Annotated in this window: 20 protein-coding genes and 1 pseudogene; 15 read left to right on the forward strand and 6 right to left on the reverse strand. The window is 72.9% G+C overall.

Annotated features, from left to right (window positions below; translation table 11 throughout):
• Positions 1 to 5 precede the first annotated feature (5 nt).
• Complete coding sequence (locus KGD83_RS22940) at positions 6 to 293, forward strand: YciI family protein (RefSeq protein ID WP_212641123.1); 288 nt, start codon at positions 6 to 8, stop codon at positions 291 to 293.
• A 72-nt stretch (positions 294 to 365) separates the two neighbouring features.
• Here the strand turns inward: KGD83_RS22940 and KGD83_RS22945 are convergent, their stop codons facing one another.
• Positions 366 to 779 (reverse strand): VOC family protein, encoded by a 414-nt coding sequence (locus KGD83_RS22945; protein WP_212641124.1) that lies wholly within the window; start codon positions 777 to 779, stop codon positions 366 to 368.
• A gap of 162 nt (positions 780 to 941) precedes the next feature.
• On the opposite strand from KGD83_RS22945, the gene KGD83_RS22950 reads away from it, so the two are divergent.
• From KGD83_RS22950 to rpsN, 3 genes are all read left to right on the forward strand, one after another.
• Positions 942 to 2,036 carry a GTP-binding protein gene (locus KGD83_RS22950; protein WP_212644565.1) on the forward strand — a complete coding sequence of 365 codons (1,095 nt, stop codon included), beginning with the start codon at positions 942 to 944 and terminating at the stop codon, positions 2,034 to 2,036.
• A 90-nt stretch (positions 2,037 to 2,126) separates the two neighbouring features.
• The gene (gene rpmB / locus KGD83_RS22955) at positions 2,127 to 2,363 is read left to right on the forward strand and encodes a 50S ribosomal protein L28 (protein WP_212641125.1); all 237 of its coding nucleotides are present in this window, start codon (positions 2,127 to 2,129) and stop codon (positions 2,361 to 2,363) included.
• On the forward strand, positions 2,363 to 2,668 hold the full coding sequence (gene rpsN / locus KGD83_RS22960; protein ID WP_047871987.1) for a 30S ribosomal protein S14: 306 nt from the start codon (positions 2,363 to 2,365) through the stop codon (positions 2,666 to 2,668). Before rpmB ends, rpsN begins: the two co-directional genes overlap by 1 nt.
• A 148-nt stretch (positions 2,669 to 2,816) precedes the next feature.
• Here the strand turns inward: rpsN and KGD83_RS22965 are convergent, their stop codons facing one another.
• Positions 2,817 to 3,284 carry a YkvA family protein gene (locus tag KGD83_RS22965; protein ID WP_212641126.1) on the reverse strand — a complete coding sequence of 156 codons (468 nt, stop codon included), beginning with the start codon at positions 3,282 to 3,284 and terminating at the stop codon, positions 2,817 to 2,819.
• A gap of 650 nt (positions 3,285 to 3,934) precedes the next feature.
• On the opposite strand from KGD83_RS22965, the gene KGD83_RS22970 reads away from it, so the two are divergent.
• The 8 genes from KGD83_RS22970 to KGD83_RS23005 all read left to right on the forward strand — a co-directional run bounded on the left by KGD83_RS22970 (position 3,935) and on the right by KGD83_RS23005 (position 11,724).
• On the forward strand, positions 3,935 to 5,032 hold the full coding sequence (locus KGD83_RS22970; RefSeq protein ID WP_212641127.1) for a hypothetical protein: 1,098 nt from the start codon (positions 3,935 to 3,937) through the stop codon (positions 5,030 to 5,032).
• Positions 5,033 to 5,101: 69 nt separating this feature from the next.
• Positions 5,102 to 5,893: a Flp pilus assembly protein CpaB gene (gene cpaB, locus KGD83_RS22975; RefSeq protein ID WP_212641128.1), complete on the forward strand. Its 792-nt coding sequence runs from the start codon at positions 5,102 to 5,104 to the stop codon at positions 5,891 to 5,893.
• A 3-nt stretch (positions 5,894 to 5,896) separates the two neighbouring features.
• Positions 5,897 to 7,312, forward strand: a complete 1,416-nt coding sequence (locus tag KGD83_RS22980; protein ID WP_212641129.1) for an AAA family ATPase — start codon at positions 5,897 to 5,899, stop codon at positions 7,310 to 7,312.
• Between the two features lie 175 nt (positions 7,313 to 7,487).
• The gene (locus KGD83_RS22985) at positions 7,488 to 7,844 is read left to right on the forward strand and encodes a pilus assembly protein (RefSeq protein WP_212641130.1); all 357 of its coding nucleotides are present in this window, start codon (positions 7,488 to 7,490) and stop codon (positions 7,842 to 7,844) included.
• Between the two features lie 137 nt (positions 7,845 to 7,981).
• The gene (locus tag KGD83_RS22990) at positions 7,982 to 8,350 is read left to right on the forward strand and encodes a TadE/TadG family type IV pilus assembly protein (RefSeq protein ID WP_212644566.1); all 369 of its coding nucleotides are present in this window, start codon (positions 7,982 to 7,984) and stop codon (positions 8,348 to 8,350) included.
• 135 nt (positions 8,351 to 8,485) lie between these two features.
• Positions 8,486 to 9,811: a CpaF family protein gene (locus KGD83_RS22995; RefSeq protein ID WP_212641131.1), complete on the forward strand. Its 1,326-nt coding sequence runs from the start codon at positions 8,486 to 8,488 to the stop codon at positions 9,809 to 9,811.
• 52 nt (positions 9,812 to 9,863) lie between these two features.
• On the forward strand, positions 9,864 to 10,796 hold the full coding sequence (locus tag KGD83_RS23000; protein ID WP_212641132.1) for a type II secretion system F family protein: 933 nt from the start codon (positions 9,864 to 9,866) through the stop codon (positions 10,794 to 10,796).
• Positions 10,797 to 10,809: 13 nt separating this feature from the next.
• A complete protein-coding gene (locus tag KGD83_RS23005) occupies positions 10,810 to 11,724 on the forward strand; it encodes a type II secretion system F family protein (RefSeq protein ID WP_212641133.1) in 915 nt (304 codons plus the stop codon).
• A 128-nt stretch (positions 11,725 to 11,852) separates the two neighbouring features.
• Here KGD83_RS23005 and KGD83_RS23010 read toward each other — a convergent pair whose 3' ends face one another.
• Positions 11,853 to 12,788, reverse strand: coding sequence for a nitroreductase/quinone reductase family protein (locus tag KGD83_RS23010; RefSeq protein WP_212641134.1), 936 nt, complete (start codon positions 12,786 to 12,788; stop codon positions 11,853 to 11,855).
• A gap of 1,205 nt (positions 12,789 to 13,993) precedes the next feature.
• Between KGD83_RS23010 and KGD83_RS29265 the strand changes: the two are divergent.
• Positions 13,994 to 14,437 (forward strand): annotated as a pseudogene (locus KGD83_RS29265) (DUF418 domain-containing protein); the annotation flags it as partial.
• Between the two features lie 170 nt (positions 14,438 to 14,607).
• Here KGD83_RS29265 and KGD83_RS23015 read toward each other — a convergent pair.
• Together KGD83_RS23015 and KGD83_RS23020 are read right to left on the reverse strand one after the other, a co-directional pair.
• On the reverse strand, positions 14,608 to 16,713 hold the full coding sequence (locus tag KGD83_RS23015) for a serine/threonine protein kinase (RefSeq protein ID WP_212641135.1): 2,106 nt from the start codon (positions 16,711 to 16,713) through the stop codon (positions 14,608 to 14,610).
• Positions 16,714 to 16,939: 226 nt separating this feature from the next.
• Positions 16,940 to 17,293 (reverse strand): ArsR/SmtB family transcription factor, encoded by a 354-nt coding sequence (locus KGD83_RS23020; RefSeq protein WP_212641136.1) that lies wholly within the window; start codon positions 17,291 to 17,293, stop codon positions 16,940 to 16,942.
• Between the two features lie 186 nt (positions 17,294 to 17,479).
• On the opposite strand from KGD83_RS23020, the gene KGD83_RS23025 reads away from it, so the two are divergent.
• A complete protein-coding gene (locus KGD83_RS23025) occupies positions 17,480 to 18,487 on the forward strand; it encodes an LLM class flavin-dependent oxidoreductase (protein ID WP_212641137.1) in 1,008 nt (335 codons plus the stop codon).
• A gap of 179 nt (positions 18,488 to 18,666) precedes the next feature.
• On the opposite strand, the gene KGD83_RS23030 is transcribed toward KGD83_RS23025, so the two are convergent.
• Positions 18,667 to 19,848: a TIGR04222 domain-containing membrane protein gene (locus tag KGD83_RS23030; protein WP_212641138.1), complete on the reverse strand. Its 1,182-nt coding sequence runs from the start codon at positions 19,846 to 19,848 to the stop codon at positions 18,667 to 18,669.
• 737 nt (positions 19,849 to 20,585) lie between these two features.
• Here KGD83_RS23030 and KGD83_RS23035 point away from each other — a divergent pair.
• Entirely contained in the window at positions 20,586 to 20,822 is a 237-nt protein-coding gene (locus KGD83_RS23035; protein ID WP_212641139.1) for a hypothetical protein, read from the forward strand.
• The last annotated feature ends 424 nt before the right edge of the window (positions 20,823 to 21,246 follow it).

Genomic DNA, 21,246 nt, shown 5'->3' on the forward strand with positions numbered 1-21,246 from the left:
AAACCATGGCGATCTTCGCCGTCACCTACACCTACGCCCCCGACAGCGCCGCCGCGCGCGACGAGCACCGCCCCGCGCACCGCGAGTACCTGGCCGCGCAGGACGCCAACCTGTGCTCGGGCCCCTTCGGCCCGCAGGACGCTCCCGGCGCCCTCCTGCTCCTGCGCGCCGGCTCCCGCGACGAGGCCGTCGCCCTGACCGAGAAGGACCCCTTCCGCGTCCAGGGCCTGGTCTCCGAGGTGGACGTCAAGGAGTGGTCCCCTGTGCTGGGCCCGCTCTCCGAGCACTTCTGAGCGAACGACGCGGGCCGGGGCGGAAGTCGGTCCCGTCCCGGCCCGCGTCGTGTGCGGCCCCCGGCGTCACTGCTAGGCGAGGCCGTTGTCCCTCATCCACCGCGGGTCGGGGGCCACCATCTGGAGGATCTCGACGTAGAGGCCCTCCGGGCCCGAGACCTGGAAGCGGCGCTGCCCCCAGGGCTCGCTGACCAGCGGCATGATCACCTCCACGCCCGCCTCCCGCAGCCTCTTCTCCTCGGCGTCGACGTCCGGCACCAGGAAGGCGACCAGCGACTCCGCCCTCCCCGAGCGCAGGACCTCGTGCGTGGACGGATGGTCGCGCAGCACGAAGTCGATCGACAGCTTGGGGTGGTCCTCGTGCTGGGTGTTCAGGTACCAGCCGAGGTCGATGTTGACGTCGAAGCCGAAGTGCTCGGCGAACCACGCGGCGCTGGCGCGCGGGTCGTCGCAGAGCACGGCCAGTCCGACGAGATCGATGTTCACGGTGCCTCCAGGGGATCGCTTCCAACCACTTCAAGCAAAGTACTACGTCCATCGTGATTATGACAACCGACTTTCCTCCCCGGACGCCACACGGGTGCTATACGATAATGATTATCGTTTTCTCAGGAAGGAGGGTGTCCCCCTATGGAGCCGACAACCCCCATGCGCGTGGCCGTGGTCTGCGGCCTGCACCGCCACGCGCGCGGACGCAGCGTGGACGACCTGCTGGCGCAGGTCCCGGGGTCCGTGGCCGTGCACCACGACCTCGACGGGATCGCCGAGGGAATCGTCCACCGCGTCACCCGTGACCGCTGGGGTCCCGTGGACCACAGCCGTGTCCACCTGGACCACCTGTGCGCGTCCTGCACGCTGCGCGAGGACCTCGTGCCCGCACTGCTGCGGCTGGCCGAGCGGGGTGAGCACACCCTGTGCGTGGTCGAGACCTGGGACGGGGTCGAGCCCCGGCAGGTCGCCGAGGTCGTCGCGGCCCGGGAGGAGCTGCGGCTGGCCGCGGTCATCGCGGCGGTGGACGCCGACCGCCTGCTGCCGGACCTGTCCGGGCACGACGACCTGAGCGACCGGGACCTGGACATCGCCGTGGAGGACGAGCGCACGGTCGCCGAGGTGCTCGCCCACCAGGTCGAGTACCCGACGGCGGTCGCCGTGCACGGGACCCGCCACCTCGACGAGGCCCGCGCCCTGGTCGAGCACCTCAACCCGGCCGCCGTGGTCGTCCCCGCGGGCGGCGGGCTGGCGGACCTGACGCACGGCCGGTTCGACCCCGAGGCGGCCGCGCACCGGCTCAACCCGGCCTGGGCGCACTACGCCGACCGCGCGGACGGGCGGGTGGGCACGGTGACCTGGACCCGCAGGCGCCCCCTGCACCCCGTACGGCTGCACGAGGCGCTGGAGCGGATCGTGTCCGCGGGCCTGCGCGGCCGGGGCCGGATCTGGCTGGCCAGCCGTCCGGACACCCTGCTGGTGTGGGACGCCTACAACGACGCCCTGCTGCTGGAGAGCGGCGGCCCCTGGCTGGGCGCGCTGCCCGAGGCAGCGGTGGAGATGGTCTCCGAGACCCGCCGGGTCTCCGCGCTCCTGGACTGGGACCCGGTGCTGGGCGACCGCGGCCAGCACCTGGCGTTCACGGGTGTGGACCTGGACGCACGGCGCCTGGTGGCCCTGCTGGACTCGTGCCTGATGACCGAGGACGAGGCGGGGCGGCCGCTGCGGTCCGACCCCTTCGCCGACGCCCTGTAGGGGGACGGCGCCAAGACGGAAGAACCCCGGACACCGGGGAACCCGAACGGTCCGCGAGGCCGCGGGCCGCGAACGAGAGGAGGGACCGCCGTGTCCCGTGTCTGTCAGGTGACCGGAAGGGCTCCGGCCTTCGGAAACTCGGTCTCCCACTCCCACCGGCGCACCAGGCGCCGGTTCGACCCCAACATCCAGACGAAGAAGTACTGGCTGCCCGGTGAAGGGCGTTACGTGAAACTGCGCGTGAGCACCAGGGGCATGAAGGTGATCGACGCCCGCGGCATCGAGCGGGTGGTCGCCCAGATCCGCGCCCGCGGCGGGAGGGTCTGATGGCCAAGAAGAGCAAGATCGCCCGCGATCAGCAGCGCAGGCGCGTGGTGGCCCGCTACGCCGAGCGCAGGGCCGAACTCAAGCGGATCATCCGCAGCCCGCACACCGGTGAGCGGGAGCGAGCGGCGGCGGTGGCCGAACTGAACCGGCAGCCCCGGGACGCCAGCGCCACCCGGCTGCGCAACCGCGACGCCGTGGACGGTCGGCCGCGAGGGCACCTGCGCAAGTTCGGGCTCTCCCGGATCCGCTTCCGGGAGATGGCCCACAGGGGAGAGCTGCCCGGGGTGACCAAGTCCAGCTGGTGACGCGAGCGGGATCCGGTCGCGCGCTCGGCGGTGCGACCCCCGACGCCCTGCGGCTGGGCCGGATCCGACGCCACGGGCCCCGCGCGGTGCGCGCGGGGCCCGTGTGCGGTTCGGGTGTGGTCCGGGTGCGATCGGGGGCCGTCCACGGTCAGCTGCGTGCGCCGTCGGCGGAGGAGCGGTGGCCGTCGTGGCCGGAGACGCCGTGTCCGCGCTCCGGTCCGGCCTGGCCGCCACGCATGCCGTTGTCGTGTCCGCCGGGCCTGTTGGCCTCCTGGAAGGCCTGCTGCGCCTGGTTCTGGCGCTCCCAGAGCACGAAGCGCTCGCTCTCGCCGAGCGCCATGGTGGTCAGCCACACGGCGACGGCGACGTCGTCGGCCAGGCCGAGCAACGGGACGAACAGTTCGGGGACGAAGTCGACTGGGGAGATGATGTAGGCCGCCAGCGCGAGCATCCCGAGCAGTTTGCCGCTGCTCAGCTCGGGATAGCGTCCACGCACCTTGGCGCCGAGCATCCGCGGGACGGCTCCGGCCCTCTGCCAGACGGACATGTCGCTGTCGGTGTTGCGGACGACCTGCCAGGCGGCGGCTCCCGCCGCGGCGCGGTTTGCCTTGCGCATCGTTCGGTCTCCTCGGTGAGGACGTGGCTTCTCAAGATATGACGCGAAGCCTTCCTGTTTCGTTCCCGCGCGGCGCGGGTCCAATCCCCTACGTGACCGGCGCGACATCCCGCCCGCCTTCCTGGCCCCAGAAGCCGGGTCCGGAAGCCGGGAGGGTTGTCCACAGGCCGCGAAGGGGACTGGTGGGGCAGGGAGAGGAAGGGCATCCTTGAAGAAGAAAGGATGAGGGGCACCAAACGTCACCGGGAGGTATCCCAAACCCCACAAACCAACACAGAACCCATACGACCCGAAAACGGTCGCGTACCGATCTGTCCACGCGTTGGCCACATGCGGCCAACACGGAACACGTCTGCCCAGGAAGGAGGCGGTGCACACGGACACGATCCGATCCCCTTCGGCCAGCACGGAGTCGGCGCCACCCGTGTCACCCCCGCCGACCCGCCGCACCCCGTCCACTCCACCACCGTCCACCCCGCGTTCCGGGGCGACGAATGCGAGGCCTCCCGCGCTCCGCCACACATTCGTTACGATGCGTCCGAGTGCCTCCCTCCACAAGGCCGCTCAGCCATCTCGCCCCAGCGCGCAGAACCGATGGAGCTTGCCCAGTGTCCAGAGCCCTACCTCGGTCGGCGACGACCGTCACCCTGTTGGCGGACATCCCCAGCACGGGTCATGTGGGTGAGGCCGGGGCCCACCGGTTCGCGATGCGCGGTGAGGGCATCGGCGAGCGCAGCGCAGCGTTCGTCGCCTTCGCCAGGGAGCAGGTCGAGGCGGGCCGCAAGGTCGTGGCGCTCTACCCCGCGTGGCACTCCGCGGACGCCGAGCGCGCGGTCAACTTCGCCCGCGGCGCGATGCGCACCGACCACATCGCCGGGATCGGCGTCGACCTGTCGCCCCTGGCCCTGTCCCTGGTCGCCGACCAGCTCGCCTACCTCGCCCCCTACCTGCCGCCGGGGATGGTCGCCGCGCTGTGCGACGAACTGCCCAGGCACCTGCTGGCGGGCGCCTGGCTCAGGACCGTCTCCGGCCTGACCACCATCCCGACCTCGATGCGCCAGCACATGGGCTCCTACGCCCCGTCCGTGTCCTTCCTCGCCTACTGCGCGCCCACCCACCAGGTGGGACGCATGCGCGCGTCCGACGTCTCCCGCACACTGCCCTTCCGGCCCGTGCAGCCGGTCCAGCTGCTGTGCTCCACCCCCGACCCCGGGATCAGCGGGGTCTTCGACGACCACCTCCCGCAGGCCATCCAGCCCGTGGCGACCCGCACCCTGCCCGCCCAGCCGCTCGGCCCCCTGTACTGGGGAACCGCCAAGTACGTGGAGTTCGTGGCGCTGAGCGCCCACCCGCAGGCCCTGGCCTACGCCGCCAGTTCCATCCGCGCCGCCTCCTGCTCCTGGTGCGGCGAACCCATGTCGGCACGCACCTGCCCCTTCTGCTCGGCCACCGCCGCGCGGCGGTCCGCTCCCCGATCCGGCCCCCGGCCTTCGGGCGGGCAGGGCCCCCCGGCGCCTCCGGAGGCCTCCGGAGGCGCCGACGAGCCCCTTCCCGGCGCACACGGCGCCGCGGGCCGGACCGACACCTCCTCCCCCGGCAGCACCACCGGGCCCGTCCAGGCCCCTCCCCCCGTGGAAGGGGGGCGCGTGCCGGGCCCGCCTCCCCCACCGTCCACCGACCGACCGCAGGGTCCGCCGTTCGCGGGCCGCGCCCCGCGCCCCGACGCGCCCCGGACCTACTCCCGTTAGGGACCGGCGCCGCGCCCCCGGAGCGAGCGGACGGCCCGCGACGACACTGGAAACGGAAAAGCAACCCCTATGAACCCCCGTCAGCGACGCGGCGTCCTGCTCATGGTCGTTGCCGCTATCGGCGCCGTCGCCGTGTTCGCCTCCGTGTTCACCTACCTCAACAGCCAACAGGAGCGCCTCGGCGAGTTCGCGACCGTCCTGCGGCTGACCGAGGCCGTGGACGCCTACCAGCCCATCGGCGAGGAGTCCGTGGAGCGGGTCGAGGTGCCCAGCATGTACTTCGACCCGGAGGTCTTCCTCACCGACCTGGCCCAGGTGGAGACCCCGGCCGACCAGCAGCTCGTCGCCGCCTCACACCTGGAGGCGGGCGTCTACCTCCAGCGGGGTATGGTGCAGCCCCAGCCCACCCTCACCGCCGGGGAGCGGGAGATCGCCATCATGGTCAACGCCGAGACAGGCGTGGCGGGCAAGGTGCGGCGCGGGTCGTTCGTGGACATCTACGGCACCTTCCCAGCGCGCGACCACGGCGAGGCGTGCGCGGTGCGGGTCATCACCGAGGTGGAGGTCCTCGACATCGGCGAGCTGCGCACCCGGGAGGAGGAGGGCGGCGGCGTGGCCGGGGTGGTCCCGGTGACCTTCCGCCTGGACCCGCAGGCGGCGCTCCGGCTCGCCTACGCCGAGGACTTCTCCAGCGGGCTCAGGCTGGCCCTGGTGAGCGCCGACGGCGGCGGAACCCCGGCGGAGTCCGAGTTCTGCAGCGGGGACTTCGACGACCTCGTCGCCGGGGGAACGGCCGACGAGAGCACGACACCGGACGAGGGCGGGACGGCCGACGAGCGGCGCGTGCCGCATGGGGGGTAAGCGTTGAACTTCCGTGTCCTGGCGGGTATGCCGACCTCGGAGTCGGAGATGGTGCTCGCCGCGCGCTTCGAGGAGCTGGGCAGCGCCTCCCTGGTGGCCTCCAGGGCCACCACGACGGCGCTGATCGACGCCGCCGGGGAGTTCCCGGAGATCGACGTGGTCCTCATCCACCAGGATCTGGGCCCGGCGCCGGTTTTCGAGGCCATACGCGACCTGTCCCACCGCCATCCCCAGGTGGCGATCCTGCTGGTGTCGCCCACGATGGATCCCGACACGTTCACCGGGGCCATGGAGGCCGGAGCACGCGGGGTGATGCCCGACGACTGCGGGATCGCCGAGCTGGAGAGCCGGGTCACCAAGGCCGCCGAGTGGTCGCGAACGCTGCGCCGCCACCTGGAGTCGGCGTCGATGGACCTGCCCGCGTCGGGCGTGCGGGGCCGGGTCGTGGCGATCAGCGGCGCCAAGGGCGGTGTGGGCACCACCACGTGCGCCGTGCACCTGGCGATGGCCGCGGCCGCCGCCGAGCGGGTGGTGTGCCTGGTCGACCTGGACCTGCAGACCGGTGACCTGCCCGCGTTCCTCAACCTGCGCCACCGCCGCTCCATCAGCGACCTGGTCGAGGCCGGGGACAACATCACCCCCGGCATGCTCGCGGAGACCCTGTACGTGGACCCGCGGGGCCCGCACGTGCTGCTCGCCCCCGAACACGGCGAACGCGGCGAGGACGTCGGCGCCAGCGCCGCCCGGCGGGTGCTGAGCGCGCTCCGGTCCCGGTACGAGCTGGTGGTGGTGGACTGCGGGTCCACCATGAACGAGGCCACCGCGATGGCGGTCGAGCTGGCCGACAGCGCGGTCGTCACCGTCACCCCGGACGTGCCCGCGATGCGGGGCGCCCAGCGGCTGATGAGCATGTGGGAGCGGTTGCAGGTGCGTTCGCACACGGACGTGTACTCGCTGGTCACCCGGCACAGCCGCAAGAACGAGATCCAGCCGGACTTCCTCCAGCAGCTGCTGGGCACCCGGGTGCTGCGCACACCGGTCCCCGCCGCCTACCGCGCACTGGAGCCCGGGGAGAACAACGGCGACCCGACCAAGGTGACCGACGAGGGGCTGCGCAGGGCCTTCTCGCGGCTGGCCGCGGAACTGGACCTGCTGAACCCGCCCGCGCAGCCCGGGGGCGGCGGGGGTTCGGCCACCCCGCCCGCGGGGCTGGGCGGGTTCGCCTCCCTGTCCGAGCGGCGCGGCGGCGGGCCGTCCACCCGTGACGTGTCCGGTTTCCTCAACGCGTCGGGGGCCAACCCGTCGCGCGCGGCGGTCAACGGGCAGGCCTCCGTGCCGCCGCTGGGCCAGCCCTTCGGCGGACGCCCGGGTTCGGGGCCGCACGGGGGCGGAGGAGGCCGCGGTGGCTTCGGGAGCTGAGTCCGGCCTCCGCCGGGAGTCGGGCCGGTGCCAGGGGCCGGCGGGCCGCGCGCCCCGGCGCGGCCCACGGGACCTCCGAGGACCGCGGGGTCCTCTCGGTCCTCGGGGTCGCGGGGCTCGGCCGGATCCGCGGCGCGGTGGCCCGCGACGGCGCGGCGACCGCGGCGGGGTCATCGTGGAGTTCGCCGCGGCGGTGCCGTTCATGATGCTGGCGCTGGCCCTGGTCTGGCAGGTGCTGCTGCTCGGCATCACCGCCATGTACGCCTCGCACGGCGCCGCCGAGGCCGCCCGCCAGGCCGCCGTGACCCCCGACGACATGGCGCGCGTGGACGAGGAGGCCCGCAAGCGCGTCCGGCCGCCGTGGGACGGCCCGGACGTGATGTCCGTGGAGGTCGTGGAACGCGACGGCGCGCGCTACGCCCGGGTGACCATGGCCATGCCCATCTTCCTGCCCGGGGCCTCGGGGCCCTGGGACGTCACCGGCGAGGCGCGCGTGGTCACCGAGGTCGAGCCGCGGGGGGCGACACCGTGAGCGCGCGACCGGTGGGGCGGACCGCTGCGGGCCGCACCCGCCGAAACACCGAGGACCGCGACCCCCCGCCCGGGGGTCGGCGGGATGCCCGAGGCCCGGAACGGCGGAGCGCCGGAGGCCGCGGAGGGCGGCGCCTCCTGCCCGGAGGCCGACCGCGCCGGGACGGCGACCGGGGAGGCCCGCTGCTGGAGTTCGCCGCGATCTTCCCGATCCTGCTCCTGGTCGCGGTCATCGCCGTCGAGGCCTTCCTGGCCTTCGTCGCGGTCGAGCGGCTGGAGTCCGCGGCCCGCGCCGGAGCGCGGGTGGCCGGGGCCGAGCAACTGGAGGGCGCGGAGGCCGCCGCCCGCGCGGCACTGCCGTCGTGGCTGGACGAGGCGACCATCACCAGCGGCGTCAACGAGCACGAGGGCTTCTACGTGGAGGTCTCGCACCCGCTGCCGATCGTGTTCTCCGCGGCGGGCCTGGACCTGACGCTGACCCGGCGCGTGGAGATGCCCGATGTGTGAGGTCGACGCCGTGCGCCGTACGCGTCGGGGCACCGCCCCGGCGCCCGGGGAGAACTCAGCGGAAGTCGTGTCGGGGCACCGCGCGGCGGGACGTGTGCCCGCCGCGCCGGCCCCGGGGGGAAGGAGAGCGGGGCCATGGGTCTGAAGGACCGTCTGGAGGAGGACCGCGCCGTCGAGGGGCGCTCCGAGCGCAGCAGCGTCACGCACTGGCGCAGGCGCCTGCTGGAGGAGATCAACCTGGAGGACCTCACCAGGCTGACCCTGGCCCAGCGCCGGGTCCGCCTGGAGAAGGTCGTGGGGCACATCCTCACCCGCGAGGGCCCGGTGCTCTCCGACCGGGAGCGTTCGGCGCTGATCCGCCGCGTCGTGGACGAGGCCCTGGGCCTGGGCGTCCTGGAGCCGCTGCTGGCCGACGAGACCGTCACCGAGATCATGGTGAACGGCCCCGACAACGTGTTCATCGAGCGCGGCGGCCGGATGCAGCGGGTGGACGCCGCCTTCAACGGCGAGGAGCAGCTCTACCAGACCATCGACCGCATCGTGTCGCTGGTCAACCGCCGCGTGGACGAGTCCTCGCCGATGGTGGACGCGCGGCTGCCCACCGGCGAGCGCGTCAACGTGATCATCCCGCCCCTGTCGCTGTCGGGCCCGGTGCTGACCATCCGGCGCTTCCCCAAGCCCTACCCCATCGACGAGCTGGTGCGGATGGGGAGCCTGGACTCACCCACCGGCATCCTTCTGGCGGCGATGGTGCGGGCCCGCTTCAACATCGTGGTGTCCGGCGGCACCGGTACCGGAAAGACGACCTTCCTCAACGCGATGTCGGCGTTCGTGCCCTCCGACGAGCGCATCGTCACCATCGAGGACTCGGCCGAGCTCCAGCTGATGCAGGACCACGTGGTGCGCCTGGAGTCCAGACCGCCCAACATCGAGGGGCGGGGCGAGATCGCCATCCGCGACCTGGTGCGCAACGCGCTGCGGATGCGCCCGGACCGCATCATCGTCGGGGAGGTGCGCGGCTCGGAGACCATCGACATGCTCCAGGCCATGAACACCGGCCACGACGGGTCGCTGGTGACCGTGCACGCCAACTCGGCCGACGACGCCATCCACCGCTTGCAGACCCTGGCCACCCTGAGCGACGTCAACGTGCCCTACGAGGCGATCCGCGACCAGATCAACAACGCGGTGGACGCCATCGTGCACCTGGGCCGGTGGCCGGACGGGTCCCGGCGGGTCAACGAGATCGCGGTGGTCTCCTCACGGCGGCGCGAGGAGTTCCGGCTGGACCCGGTGATGCAGTTCTCCGCCCTTCCCATGGGCCCCAACCGGGCCGTGGAGGGCGAGTTCCGGCACTTCCCGCTGCCCCGGCACATCGCCGGGCGGATCTACCACGTGGGCGAGGCCATCCCCGCGGCCTTCGGGGTGGTCACCGACGAGCGCCCCCGCAACGGCTGGTGAAGCCCTCCCCCGCGCCCCGGCGGGCGCGCCCCCCGATCGGAATGGAGCTCCGGTGACCTGGCAGTTCGTGGCGATCCTCAGCGGCCTGGCCGTGGTGCTGGCCCTGGCGCTGTGGGCGCTGTGGGAGTTCGTGTCCAGCGCACAGCACCGGCGGTTGATCGCCGCCCGCAGCGCCCTGGACCAGGCCGAGTACGAGGCGTCCACGCCCATGGCGCGGCTGGACGCGGCCATCTACCGCACCCAGTGGGGCGGGCGGCTGTACCGCAGGATCGCCCGGTCGGGCGCGGACGTGCGCCTGTCCACGTTCGTGCTCGCGCTGCTGGGCGGTTCGCTGCTGGCGGTGGTCGTGGTCTGGCAGGTACTGGCGCCCTTCTTCGGCCTGCTTGCGGCGGCCGGGGTGGCGTTCCTGTTCTTCTCCTACCTCAACCGCGCCGAGGCCAAGCGGCGCGAGGAGTTCACCTCTCAGCTGCCGGACCTGGCCCGGGTGCTGGGCAACGCGACCTCGGCGGGCCTGGCCCTGCCCACGGCAGTGGCGATGGCCGCCGACGAGCTGGACGGGCCCGCGGGCGAGGAGCTGAGCCGCATGGCCGAGTCCATGAAGCTGGGGGCCAGCTTCGAGGAGGCCGTCGCGGAGCTGCGCGAGCGCATGCCCTCCCGTGAGCTGGGGGTCCTGCTGTCCACGCTGGTGGTGGCCTCGCGCTCGGGCGGCTCCCTGGTCACGGCGCTGCGCAACATATCCACCACCTTGGAGAACCGCAAGGAGACCCGGCGCGAGGTGCAGACCATCCTCAGTGAGACCACGAGCACCGTTTGGGCGCTGGGGTTCATGTCGGTGGGTGCCCTGTTCCTGATCAACGCCATCGAGCCGGGCATCATGCGCGTCATGACCACGTCCGTGGCGGGGGTGGCGGTGCTGCTGGTGGTGGCCGCGCTGTTCGCCATCGGCTTCGTGCTGGTGTCCCGTATCACCAAGTTCGACCTGTGAGGACCGCTCCCCGATGAACGCCCCCCTCTACCTGCTGGTGCCGCTCGCCGCCGCTCTGGCCGGCGCGCTGGTCGTGCTGGTCGCGTGCTACGGCCTGTACCTGATGATGTCGCAGACCCGGGTGCGGGTGGACGACCCGGCCGCGCGCCCGACGCGGGTCCGGTCCGACGACACGTTCGTGCTGCACCGGATCACCGAGGCGATCGGACGGCCGTTCGCCCGTTCGCTGCACGCGTCGCTGAGCCAGCGCCGCCTGATCTCCGTCTCCGAGCGCATCGAGGCGGCGGGGAGGCCGGAGGGGCTTACCCTGGAGCGCTACCTGCGGCGCAAGGTCGGCGAGGTGGCGCTGTACGGCACCCTGGGCCTGCTGATGTTCGTCTCGGGGAACCCGCTGGTCGGGCTGGTGGTGCTGGCCTTCATGGGGCTGACCGACCTGAGCCTGTACGTGCAGGGCCAGGAGCGCGGCGACAAGGTGCAGTCGCAGTTGCCGGACTTCCTGGACGTGCTGGCGGTGACGGTGAGCGCCGGGATGTCGTTCCGGGCGGCGGTGGCCCGGGTGGCGGAGTCGATGCCGGGAGTGCTCGCCGACGAGTTCGCGCTGGCCCTCCAGCAGATGGAGCTGGGCACCTCGCGGCGGGAGGCGTTCGAGATGCTGCGCCGGCGCAACCGCAACGAGTCGTTGAGCAAGTTCGTGACCGCGATCCAGCAGGCGGAGGAGCTGGGCGCCCCGCTCAGCGACACCCTGGTCGCCATCAGCCAGGACATGCGACGCGCCGACGCCCAGTACATGCGCCGCAAGGCCCAGCGGATGAACCCCCGGGTGACGATGGTGACCGCGGTGACCCTGCTTCCGGGCCTGCTCATCCTCATCGTGGGGTCGATGTTCCTGGGCACCGAGGTCAACCTCGGCCTCATCCTGGGCGGCTGACCAGGGCGGCCCCCTCCCCGGGGGGACGGGGAAGGGGTGCGCAGGCCGCCCTCCCGGAGGCGGCCGGTGGCCGCGGGGCGCGGCGGAGGTTCCCCGCGGACCCCGGAAGCCTCCGGTTCCGCCGGGCTCTAGACCGGACCGGTGGGCGGGAACGGGATCTCGGCCAGGGTCGGGATCAGCTGGGCCTCCTCGTAGTCCAGGTGGGCCTCCAGTTCCCGGGTCATCCGGTCCAGCTCCGCGCGGAAGCGCTCGGGGTCGGCCGTGGACAGATCGGAGACGAGCGCCTCCAGCTCACCGCGGACGCGGTCCACGGTGCGGTGCTCCTCCGACAACCGCCGCAGCGCCTGCTCCAGGTGAGGGGCCTGTCGGCCCAACGCCGGGAAGACACCGGACTCCTCACTGGTGTGGTGGAAGTGCAGGGACTCGCAGAAGGCCAGGCAGTGCTGGCGCAGCTGGAGGCTGAGCCCCAGCGGTGGCGGGCCGTCCCCGACCGCCACGGCGGCGCGCTCGGCGAGGTGGGCCTCGGCCTCGGTGCGCACGTGCGCGAGCTGACCGCGCAGCCAGGTGTGGATCTCCACGAGCTTGTCGGCGAGGTTGGCGACCTCGGCGGGTCCGTCCGCGTGGACGCGGTCCAGGGCGACCACCGGCAGGACCCGCTCGGTTCCGGCCTGGTAGTCGGCGTATCCGGAGTCCGCGCGGACGAACTCGGCGAACAGGCGGTCGCGTTCGACGCCCTCGGCGGGGACGGCGACGGCGTCGAACGTCTCGGTGCCCAGTTCCACGCGCACCATGGGGTGGGCGAGGACGTTGCGGTACCAGTCGGGGTGGCGGTCCGAGCCGCCCGCGGAACCGACGACGAGTACGCGGCCGTCGACGCGGACGAAGCCGAGCGGGGTGGTGTGCTCACGGCCGGAGCGGGCCCCCACGGTGGTGAGCAGCAGGAGGTCGCCGCCCTCGAACATGCCGCCGACGCGGCCACCGTTGGCGCGGAACTCCTCCACGACGGGGACGTTGAAGTCGCTGACGTGGGGTTCGGCGGTCCGGGCGTGCGGGTTTTCGGTCACAGGTCTCCTTCGGGATGGTGGTCATGGGCGCGACCGTCCCCGAAGGCACCCGCGGCGGCCCGTGCGCGCGGGCGCACGGGTGGCGGGTGAACGTGACAGGGAGCCCGGGCGTGGCCGGGCCGGAAGAGGACTCCGGGGAGGTCGCGAGGGGTCTGGGCGCGTTCGGGCGCGGCTGGGCCGACGCCGTCGGAACGGCTAGACGCGGTCCGCGGTGTGTGTGTTCACAGTGCGCTCCCCGGATGTCGAGGTGCCTCCATACCTACCGACCGGCCCACTGCTCTGTGGTCGGTGGCACGCGACACGGAGGCGAACCTACACCATCGGGCGGGGGAGCGCCACAGGTGAGCGGGGGCCGTCCTCGTCGCGCCGTACGTCGCGGCCCGGGTACGCCGCACGGACGCGTGTGCTTCCCATATCCGCCATGCGGGCACGCGCGCTTCGCGGCCGGTGAACGCTCGGCCCTACCCCGGCGGGTGGAGCGGACCCCGCGTGCGAGAGGCCCGGCGGCCGTATGGGACGGGGTCGGCGCGGTCCGTGGTTTCGGGGACACACGAACTGGGAGGGAGTAGGACACCGCGAGTCCCCATACCGAGGGCGCCGCCGCGGCACCCGCCTCCGTACGCTTCCTCGCCCCCGATCTGGCGCGCGGCTTCATGCTGTTGTTCATCGCCCTGGTCGACGCCCAGTTCTTCCTGACCGGCCCGGACCCGCTGCGCTCCCTCGCGGACCGGGCGGTGACCGTTGTCCAGACGACGCTGGCCGGCGCCCGCGCCGTCCCGCTTTTCGCGTTCCTGTTCGGGTACGGGATGGCGCGGATAGCGCACCGGGTGCGCGAGGGCGGGGGCGGGCGGATCCACGTGCGGGTCCTGTCACGGCGGCGCGGCTGGGTGATGCCGGTGATCGGCTTCGCACACGGCGTCCTGCTGCTGCCGGTGGACATCGTCGGCGCCCACGGGTTGGCGCTGCTGCTCTTCACGGGCCTGGCGCGGGAACGGGGCACCGCGCTGCTGTGGACCCCGGGCCTGCTGGCCGCGGGTTCGACCTCCCTGCTCACCGCCCTGACCGTCCTGTTGGCCGACGCCGAGGGGAGGACCTCCGTCGACGCGCTGTCCCTGGCCGAGGGCGACTCCCGGTTCGCCACGGCCGGACGGTTCCAGGAGTGGCTGCTGCACACGCCGCTCACCATGCCGACCGTGGCACTGCCCATGGTCGTCCTGGGCGCGTGGGCGGGGCGCCCACGCGTCCTGGAGGAACCCGGGGGGCACCGGGTGCTGCTGGTCCGCACGGCCGTGTTCGGCCTCGGACCGGCGATCACCGTCGGCCTGCCGAGCGGGCTGGTCTACGCCGAGGTCCGGACCGGGCTCTCCCCGCTGGCGGAGGGCCTGCTCGCGGCCCTGCACGAGGCTGCCGGATGGGGCGGCGGACTGGGGTGGGCCGCCCTGATCACACTGTTCGCGGCCCGGCTGGGCACGCGCCGGGGAGCCGCCGTGACGGCGGCCGCGGCGGTGGGGCAGCGGTCGCTGAGCTGCTACCCGGCGCAGTCGTCGCTGTTCACCCTGGTGTTCGCCGCCTACGCCGCGGGGCTGGGGGCGAGCCCGGGAACCACCGGCGCCGCGGGGGTGGCGGTCACCGCGTGGCTGGCCACGGTGGTCCTGGCGCAGGGTCTGCGCCGGTCGGAACGGCGCGCGGAGTCCTCGGCCCCGACCAGGCGTGCGGAGTCCCGCCCCCGGTCGCACGCGCGGGAACGGGGTCGGATCACGGTCAACGGTCGCAGCCCGCGCGGGAGTCCACCGGTCCCCGTACCGAACGGCTCCGGCGCTCAGTCGCCGACGGGCGCGGGAGCGGCGGGCCGGACCTGTCCGGCTTCGGGGACGCCCAGGTCGGGGGTTCCGCCCAGTTCCACGAACGTGTACCGCGTGTACCACCGCTCCGGTTCGGGGGCGGCGGGGTCCAGGAACGAGACCGGAACCCCCTCCGACACCGGGCGTCCGTTGAGCGGCCCTCCCCCGGCGCCCTCCGTCGCGAAGCTGAGCGGGACCCCGTCCTCCGTCGCGACCAGGACGAACGCCGTGGCCGTATCCCCCGGCCCTCCCCCGGCGGGGATCGTGCCCTCCACCCGGATCGCGGGCACGCCGTCCGGGGCCTCGCCGCCCAGGTGGCCGAAGGCGTCCTGGGCGGGCGGGGGCGCGGCGAGGACCACTTCCTCCTCCCCTGTGACGGTCCCATCCTCCGCCGCGCGGACGAGCGGTGCGACCACCTCCACGGGGGAGAACACCTCCTCCGTCAGCCCCGGCTCGGCCGCGTACCAGGTCGGCGTGGCGTTCCAGGCGGAGTTCTCCGCGCGCAGCAGGTCGCCGTCGACCATCAGCAGGTCGCTGGTGCGTGCGCCGCTGACGGTACTCGTCCAGCGCAGCGCCTCCGGCGGCCCGGCCCGGTAGAGCACCCGGTCGAAGAGGGTGGGGTCGGTGCCGGTGGGAAGCGGCTGGCCGTGGCCCCCTCCGTTCCCGACGTGGCTGAGCAGGGTGAGCTCGAAGGAGTCCGCGGCCAGGAGCGTGTCGAGCGAGGCCGCCACCAGTTCCGTTCCGCCGAGGGGGCCGGTCGGCCGATCCCCAGCGGCGGCCCGGTCCGTCCCGGAGCCGGAGTCGGCCGTGGTGGTGCCGGACTCACCGGACAGGGCGTTCAGGAGCAGGTAGCCGCCGCCGACGGACGCGGCCAGGAGCACGGCCGCGGCGACCGCCAGGACGGGAAGCCGGCGCCCGGCTCGCGCGCGGCGTCGCCCGCGTGAGCGCCCGCCGACCGCCCGTCCGCCGGTCACCTGCCCGTCGGCCGCCTGCACGCTGGTCGCGCGCCGACCGGGCTCGCGCTCACCGGTCCCACCATCGCGGACGGCCCCGGCGGCCCGGCCCCGGGTTCCGCGGGCGCGCAGGCTCCACCGGGGGGAGGCCTCGGAACCCGCGCCCTCGGCATCCCGCTCCGCCATGTGCAGGGCGGAGCTGATCCACGCCGCGGGCTGGCCGCGGTCGGCGTCCCCGCGCGGCCAGTGGGCGCGGACGAGCGCGCGCAGCCGGTCCGCCCACACGTCGGGGGTGGCGCTGTCCTCCACGCCCGCCAGCACCAGGCACTCCAGGTAGGCCTCCTCCGCGGCGGGGCGCCGACCGGGGTCCGCCGCCAGCGCCCGAGCCAGCAGGGGGCGCAGCCCATCGGGGACGTCGGCGAGGTCGACGGTGTCCTCCCCGGCCCGGCGGGCCGCCTCCGGCGGCGCGGCGTCCGTACCGAACGGTGCGTGCCCGGTCGCGGCGAACACCACCAGGCAGGCCCAGGAGAAGACGTCGGAGGCGGTGTCGGGCGGCGCGCCCGCGAAGCGCTCCGGGGCCAGCCAGCCGACGCTGCCCGCGGTGGTCAGGGAGTCCGTGTCGTCCACCCGGCGGGCGATCCCGTGGTCCACGAGCCGGGGGCCCCGCGGGGTCAGGACGACGTTTCCGGGTTTGACGTCCCCGTGGGGTACGCCCGCGGCGTGGACCGAGGTCAGCGCCTCGGCGGTTCCGGCGGCCAGCACCAGGAGGGCCGACTCGGGAAGGGGTCCGTCCTCGCGCACGCGGCGGGCCAGGTCGGGGCCTGGAAGGTACCGGACCGAGGCCCACGGCCGTCCGTGGAAGGTTCCGCTGGCGTTGACGCCCACGGCGCACACCCCGACGGACCGGCGCAGGAGCGTGATAGTGCGGTCGGGGTCAGCGGCCGGAACCCACTCGGCGTGGGCGACCCTGAGGGCGACCGCCTCGCCGTCCGGGGACACGGCGGCGTAGACCACGCCCACGGTGCTGCCGCCGAGGCGGCCGATCAACCGGTGACCGCCGATCTCGGCGGGATCGCCCGAGGTGAGCGGGCGCACGTGCGCCGGAAGGGGGGCTGGCGGGTTCGGAGCCATGGGGGGCGCCTTCCACTCTCCTGGGCCGGGGGAACGCGCACTGCCTGGACCGCCGACCCATGGTTGCGTAGACCTGTACCGACCGTACATTCCCGGGCATACCCCGTGTCGGGTCGGCCCACGAGCCTTCCGCGACGCTAGCCACGCGCCCGGTACCGGCACCAAGCGACCGGGGACCGGGCACCGCTCCGTGGTCGGCGACGGCGCGGATTCCGCGCGCCCACGGCTACCGGGCGGAGGCGCTCTCCTCGCCGGAACGCGGGGCCGTGGCGTCGCGGCACGCCAGCACCGACTCCAGCAGACCGGGGAAGCGCCCCTCGAGCTCCTCGTCGCGCAGCGAGATGAAGCACCGCGTCCCCTCGGTGCGGTTCTGCACCAGACCGGCGTTGCGCAGGATCTTCAGGTGGTGGCTCAGGGTCGACTGGGCGATGGGCAGGTCGATGTCCTTCCAGGCGTGCTCCCCGTCCAGGTCGGCGAGCATCCGCACGATCCGCAGCCGGGTCGGCTCGGCCAGCGCGGCGAGAACCGTGACCAGTTCCACCTCGTGGAGGGCGGGGTGCGCGTGCTCCCTGGGAGCCAAGGCGGTCCTCCTCATGCGGCGCCCGGCCGGGACCAGGCGAGATTTGGCTCATGGACAGTCGGAAGTGTACCTTCGTAATTCGATGTTCGTCGAATATCGAACGCGCAGGCCGACCGGGGACGCGGATCGATCCTCCCGTCACGGCCTCGCAGCCGGACCCGCCACGCAACAGGGGGAAGAGCCACCATGTCCGACGTCGCGCTGTCGGTGCTCGACCACGCCAGCATCGCCGAGGGGTCCACGCCCGGTGACGCGCTGCGTTCCGCCAGAGAACTCGCCCAGCACGCGGAGCGGCTGGGCTACAAGCGTTTCTGGCTCTCCGAGCACCACAACATGCAGGCCATCGCGAGCGCCGCCACGTCCGTCTCCCTGGGCTTCATCGCCGAGGGGACCTCCACCATCCGGATCGGCGCGGGCGGTGTCATGCTTCCCAATCACTCCCCCCTGGTGATCGCCGAGCAGTTCGGCACGCTGGAGTCGCTCTACCCGGGACGGGTGGACCTCGGCCTGGGCCGCGCGCCGGGCACCGACCCCCGCACGATGATGGCGCTGCGCCGCGACCACAGCGCCTCGGCGACCTTCCCCAACGACGTGCAGGAGCTCCAGGCCTACTTCGAGCCCGCCGAGCCCGGCCAGCCCGTCCGTGCCATCCCCGGTGAGGGACTGCGGGTACCGCTGTGGATCCTGGGGTCCAGCCTCTTCGGCGCCCAGCTGGCCGCGCAGCTCGGCCTGCCCTACGCGTTCGCCTCGCACTTCGCCCCGGACGCGCTGTACGAGGCGTTGAAGGCCTACCGGGAGGCCTTCCGCCCCTCACAGCAGTCGGAGCGGCCGTACGCCATGGCGGGGGTGAACGCCTTCGTCGCCGACACGGACGAGGAGGCCCAGCACCTGTTCACGACGATGCAGCAGGCCTTCCTCGGCACCCTGCGCGGTGCGCGGGGACGGCTGCGCCCACCGGTGGAGGACCTGGACACCGCATGGCGTCCGGGGGAGAAGGAACGACTGGACCACATGCTTCGTTACTCGTTCGTGGGTTCCCCGGAAACAGTCCGTCGCAAGCTCGATCTGTTCGTCGCCGACACGGGCGTGGACGAGCTGATGGTGTCGTCGATGATCTACGACCAGAAGGCTCGCCTGCGCTCGTTCGAGCTGCTGGCGGAACTGGCCGACCTCAAGCGTCCGGACCAGGGCTGACCCCACCTCCCCGCACAGGGAGACGGTCAAGGGTGGCGGCGCCGAATCTGCGGGCAGGCAGTGGCGCCGCCTTCCCGGTGCGGGAGCGCCGGGCGGGGTTCGCGTAGAACCCGGCCCGGCGCCTGGCTCCGGAGCGCGGTGAGGCTCCGGGTCGGACGGAAGTGTTCGGGTGGAGGGGCTCAGTCGCCTCCGCCACCGCCGCCGTCCCCCCCGCCGCCACCGCCGCCGTCACCGCCTCCCCAGCCGCCACCGGAGCTGCCGCCGCCGAAGCCGGCGTCGCCTCCTCCCCAGCCGCCGCCGTCACCGTAGTGACCGGAGTCACCGCCCCAACCCTCGGTGCCGACCGAACGGTCGTCGGAACCACCCGGCCCCTGGCACAGCTCGGCGAACAGGCACAGGCTCTCCAGAGTGACGGGTTCGGAGTCCGCGCCGCCCGTGTGGGCGGCGACGGGAACCGGGTCCTGCTGGACCTGTGCGGACTCGTGGTCCGACCCGGCCCGCCTGACCTGCTGGCGGGACTCGAACGCGCGCAGCGAGCGAAAGCCCCTGACCGCCGTGTGCCGGACCGCGTGGTCACGGGTCATCACACTGGTGGAGTCCACCCCGGTGAACCCGGCCTCCGGGACGCCGTACCTCCGGCGGGCCAGCTCCAGTACCGCGTTCCCCGCGGGGGTGTTGGGGCTGAGCGTGGGTCCTCCGGTCGCCGTCAGCACCACCTGGGCGGCGACCAGGACGGCCAGTGCGCCGAGCCCCGCGACGAGCAGACCGAGCGCGACGGCGCCCGGCTCCACCAGGAAGAGCAGGGCCGCGCCCGCGACGGCGGCCAGGATCGCGACGGGCCGCATCCGCCGGATCGTCCTCGGGGCCCTCTCCCGGCGCCACAGCGCTCGGCGCAGCCGCGGGGAGTCGACGATCAGGCCGGACTCGGCCATACCGCTGCGCAGCTTCTCCACGCCCCGGCCCGCGGCGACCCGTCGCAGCAGCTGCAGGGCGCTGACGCCGACGCGTTTGCGGAAGACCTTCACCAACTCCCGGCGGACGCCGTCCTTCTCGTGTGTGTAGGGACGGGAGGGGCCCACGAGGGTGAAGAGCCCTCCGGTGGGCTGCTGGCGGATGCGACCGCTCAGGAAGGCGTCCATGACCGCGGTCTCCCCGACGCGGACCGGGCCTCCCGCGAGCAGGGCCAGTTCGTTCGGTTCGAGTCCGTCCGGATCGGGCGGGGGCTGACCGGTGAGCGCGGGACGGCGGAGCGCCGATCCGAGGGCGGATCCGCCCCTCAGGACCGCGGAGAGCGGAACGCCTCCGATCACCAGTCCCACGATCAGGGCTGCCGCCAGGGGAAGGGTCAGGTTGGGGTCCAAACCGCCACCTCTCGTCTTCGGTCTCGGGGGTCGTGGGGGGCCGTTGGGGTCGGGGTAGTGGGGTTCGCGGGGACGGGGGTGAGTGGTCGTGGAGGAGGCGAGGTACTCGAGGATCGGCGTCCCGACTGTGGGGATGCCGACCGAAGGCCCCTGGTTCTGACCCGAGCCGCCGGAAACCGGGGAAGTCCCGGCGGGCCGGGCCGTCGCACCGGGGAGAGGGGAGGCGGCGGAGCGGTGTGTCCCGCGGGCGCCCCCTTCCGCAGTGCCCCGTCCGGTCGCCGTGACGCCTTCGCGCGGAAGCAGGGCCCCGTCCGCGACGGGGCGCTCCGGGTCCGACACCGGGTGCTCCGGAGAGCCCGGCGGTGATCCGGTATCTGCCGTCCGGCCGTGGCGCCCCCGTAGCACACGTGCCATCATGGTGATCCGCCGACCACCAAACGTGACCCCGTCTCGGCGAGGAACTGTGACCGCGCATCGGCCCGACCACCGGCTTCCGCCTGGGCGTTCATCCAGCCCTGTGGACAAAGTGTGGTTCCGGGATCCATGGGGCATCCTGAAGGAAGATGGCCACATCCGGTCAGAAGGCGGGATGGCGGCGGTGTTCATGCCGGATAGTGGGACTCCGTGAGCACGCGTCGCCCACGTACTCCCCCGGTGGACCGCGGGCAGGGACCCACCTGCTCGAGGACCGCGAAGATGTGGTGCCGTAAGACCCCCTCCTCAAGGAGTTAAGCCCCGTGAACAGCCTGACCAAACTCTGGGTGACGCTGAGCACCTTCCTTGCGCCGACCTCCAAGGAGAAGGACAAGGGCGCCGGGATCGTCGAGTACGTTGCCGTAATCATTCTGGTCGCAGGTATCGCCGTCGCGGTCTACCAGCTTGGACTGGCCGGAAGAATCAGCGACAGCATCGGTGCCTCCATCACGTCCATCCTCCAAGGGCCGGGGACCGAAAGCGTCAGCACCACCCCCTAAAGCCAAATACTGATCGAGCGACTAGCATGCCCCCCGTTGCCCCCAGAGAGAACAATAGGATTTCCATGCCACCCTTTCTTTCTCGCACGAGGGGCGACCGCAAACACCTGAAGGCGGCCACAGTCGGCGTCTGCACGCTGTTCCTAGTGACTGGCTGCGTGGTCAATACGGGCAACACCCCTGAGGGAGAAGACAGCAATAACCGATCCACAGAGCCCTCTCCGGCATCACCGAACGGGTCGGATAACCAAGAGGTCATAGCCAGCAGCACTACATCAGCAACGAGCATAGGACAAAATTTTCAACTGGACGTCTACGCCTTAGAGGAAATCGGCGAAGGCCGTCTCAGACTTCGATTTGGAGTCACCAACAAATCCAGTTCTCCCTTCCTCCTGTACAGTGGCCTAGGGGTACCAGACAACCC

This window comes from Nocardiopsis akebiae (assembly GCF_018316795.1).
In the GTDB taxonomy this organism is placed as follows: domain Bacteria; phylum Actinomycetota; class Actinomycetes; order Streptosporangiales; family Streptosporangiaceae; genus Nocardiopsis; species Nocardiopsis dassonvillei.

Excerpts from the sequence above, each read along its gene's own strand:
- KGD83_RS22940 (WP_212641123.1), top strand. The coding sequence starts at position 6 with ATGGCGATCTTCGCCGTCACCTACACCTACGCCCCCGACAGCGCCGCC.
- KGD83_RS22950 (WP_212644565.1), top strand. The coding sequence starts at position 942 with ATGCGCGTGGCCGTGGTCTGCGGCCTGCACCGCCACGCGCGCGGACGC.
- rpsN (WP_047871987.1), top strand. The coding sequence starts at position 2,363 with ATGGCCAAGAAGAGCAAGATCGCCCGCGATCAGCAGCGCAGGCGCGTG.
- KGD83_RS22965 (WP_212641126.1), bottom strand. The coding sequence starts at position 3,284 with ATGCGCAAGGCAAACCGCGCCGCGGCGGGAGCCGCCGCCTGGCAGGTC.
- cpaB (WP_212641128.1), top strand. The coding sequence starts at position 5,102 with ATGAACCCCCGTCAGCGACGCGGCGTCCTGCTCATGGTCGTTGCCGCT.
- KGD83_RS22995 (WP_212641131.1), top strand. The coding sequence starts at position 8,486 with ATGGGTCTGAAGGACCGTCTGGAGGAGGACCGCGCCGTCGAGGGGCGC.
- KGD83_RS23005 (WP_212641133.1), top strand. The coding sequence starts at position 10,810 with ATGAACGCCCCCCTCTACCTGCTGGTGCCGCTCGCCGCCGCTCTGGCC.
- KGD83_RS23015 (WP_212641135.1), bottom strand. The coding sequence starts at position 16,713 with ATGGCTCCGAACCCGCCAGCCCCCCTTCCGGCGCACGTGCGCCCGCTC.
- KGD83_RS23025 (WP_212641137.1), top strand. The coding sequence starts at position 17,480 with ATGTCCGACGTCGCGCTGTCGGTGCTCGACCACGCCAGCATCGCCGAG.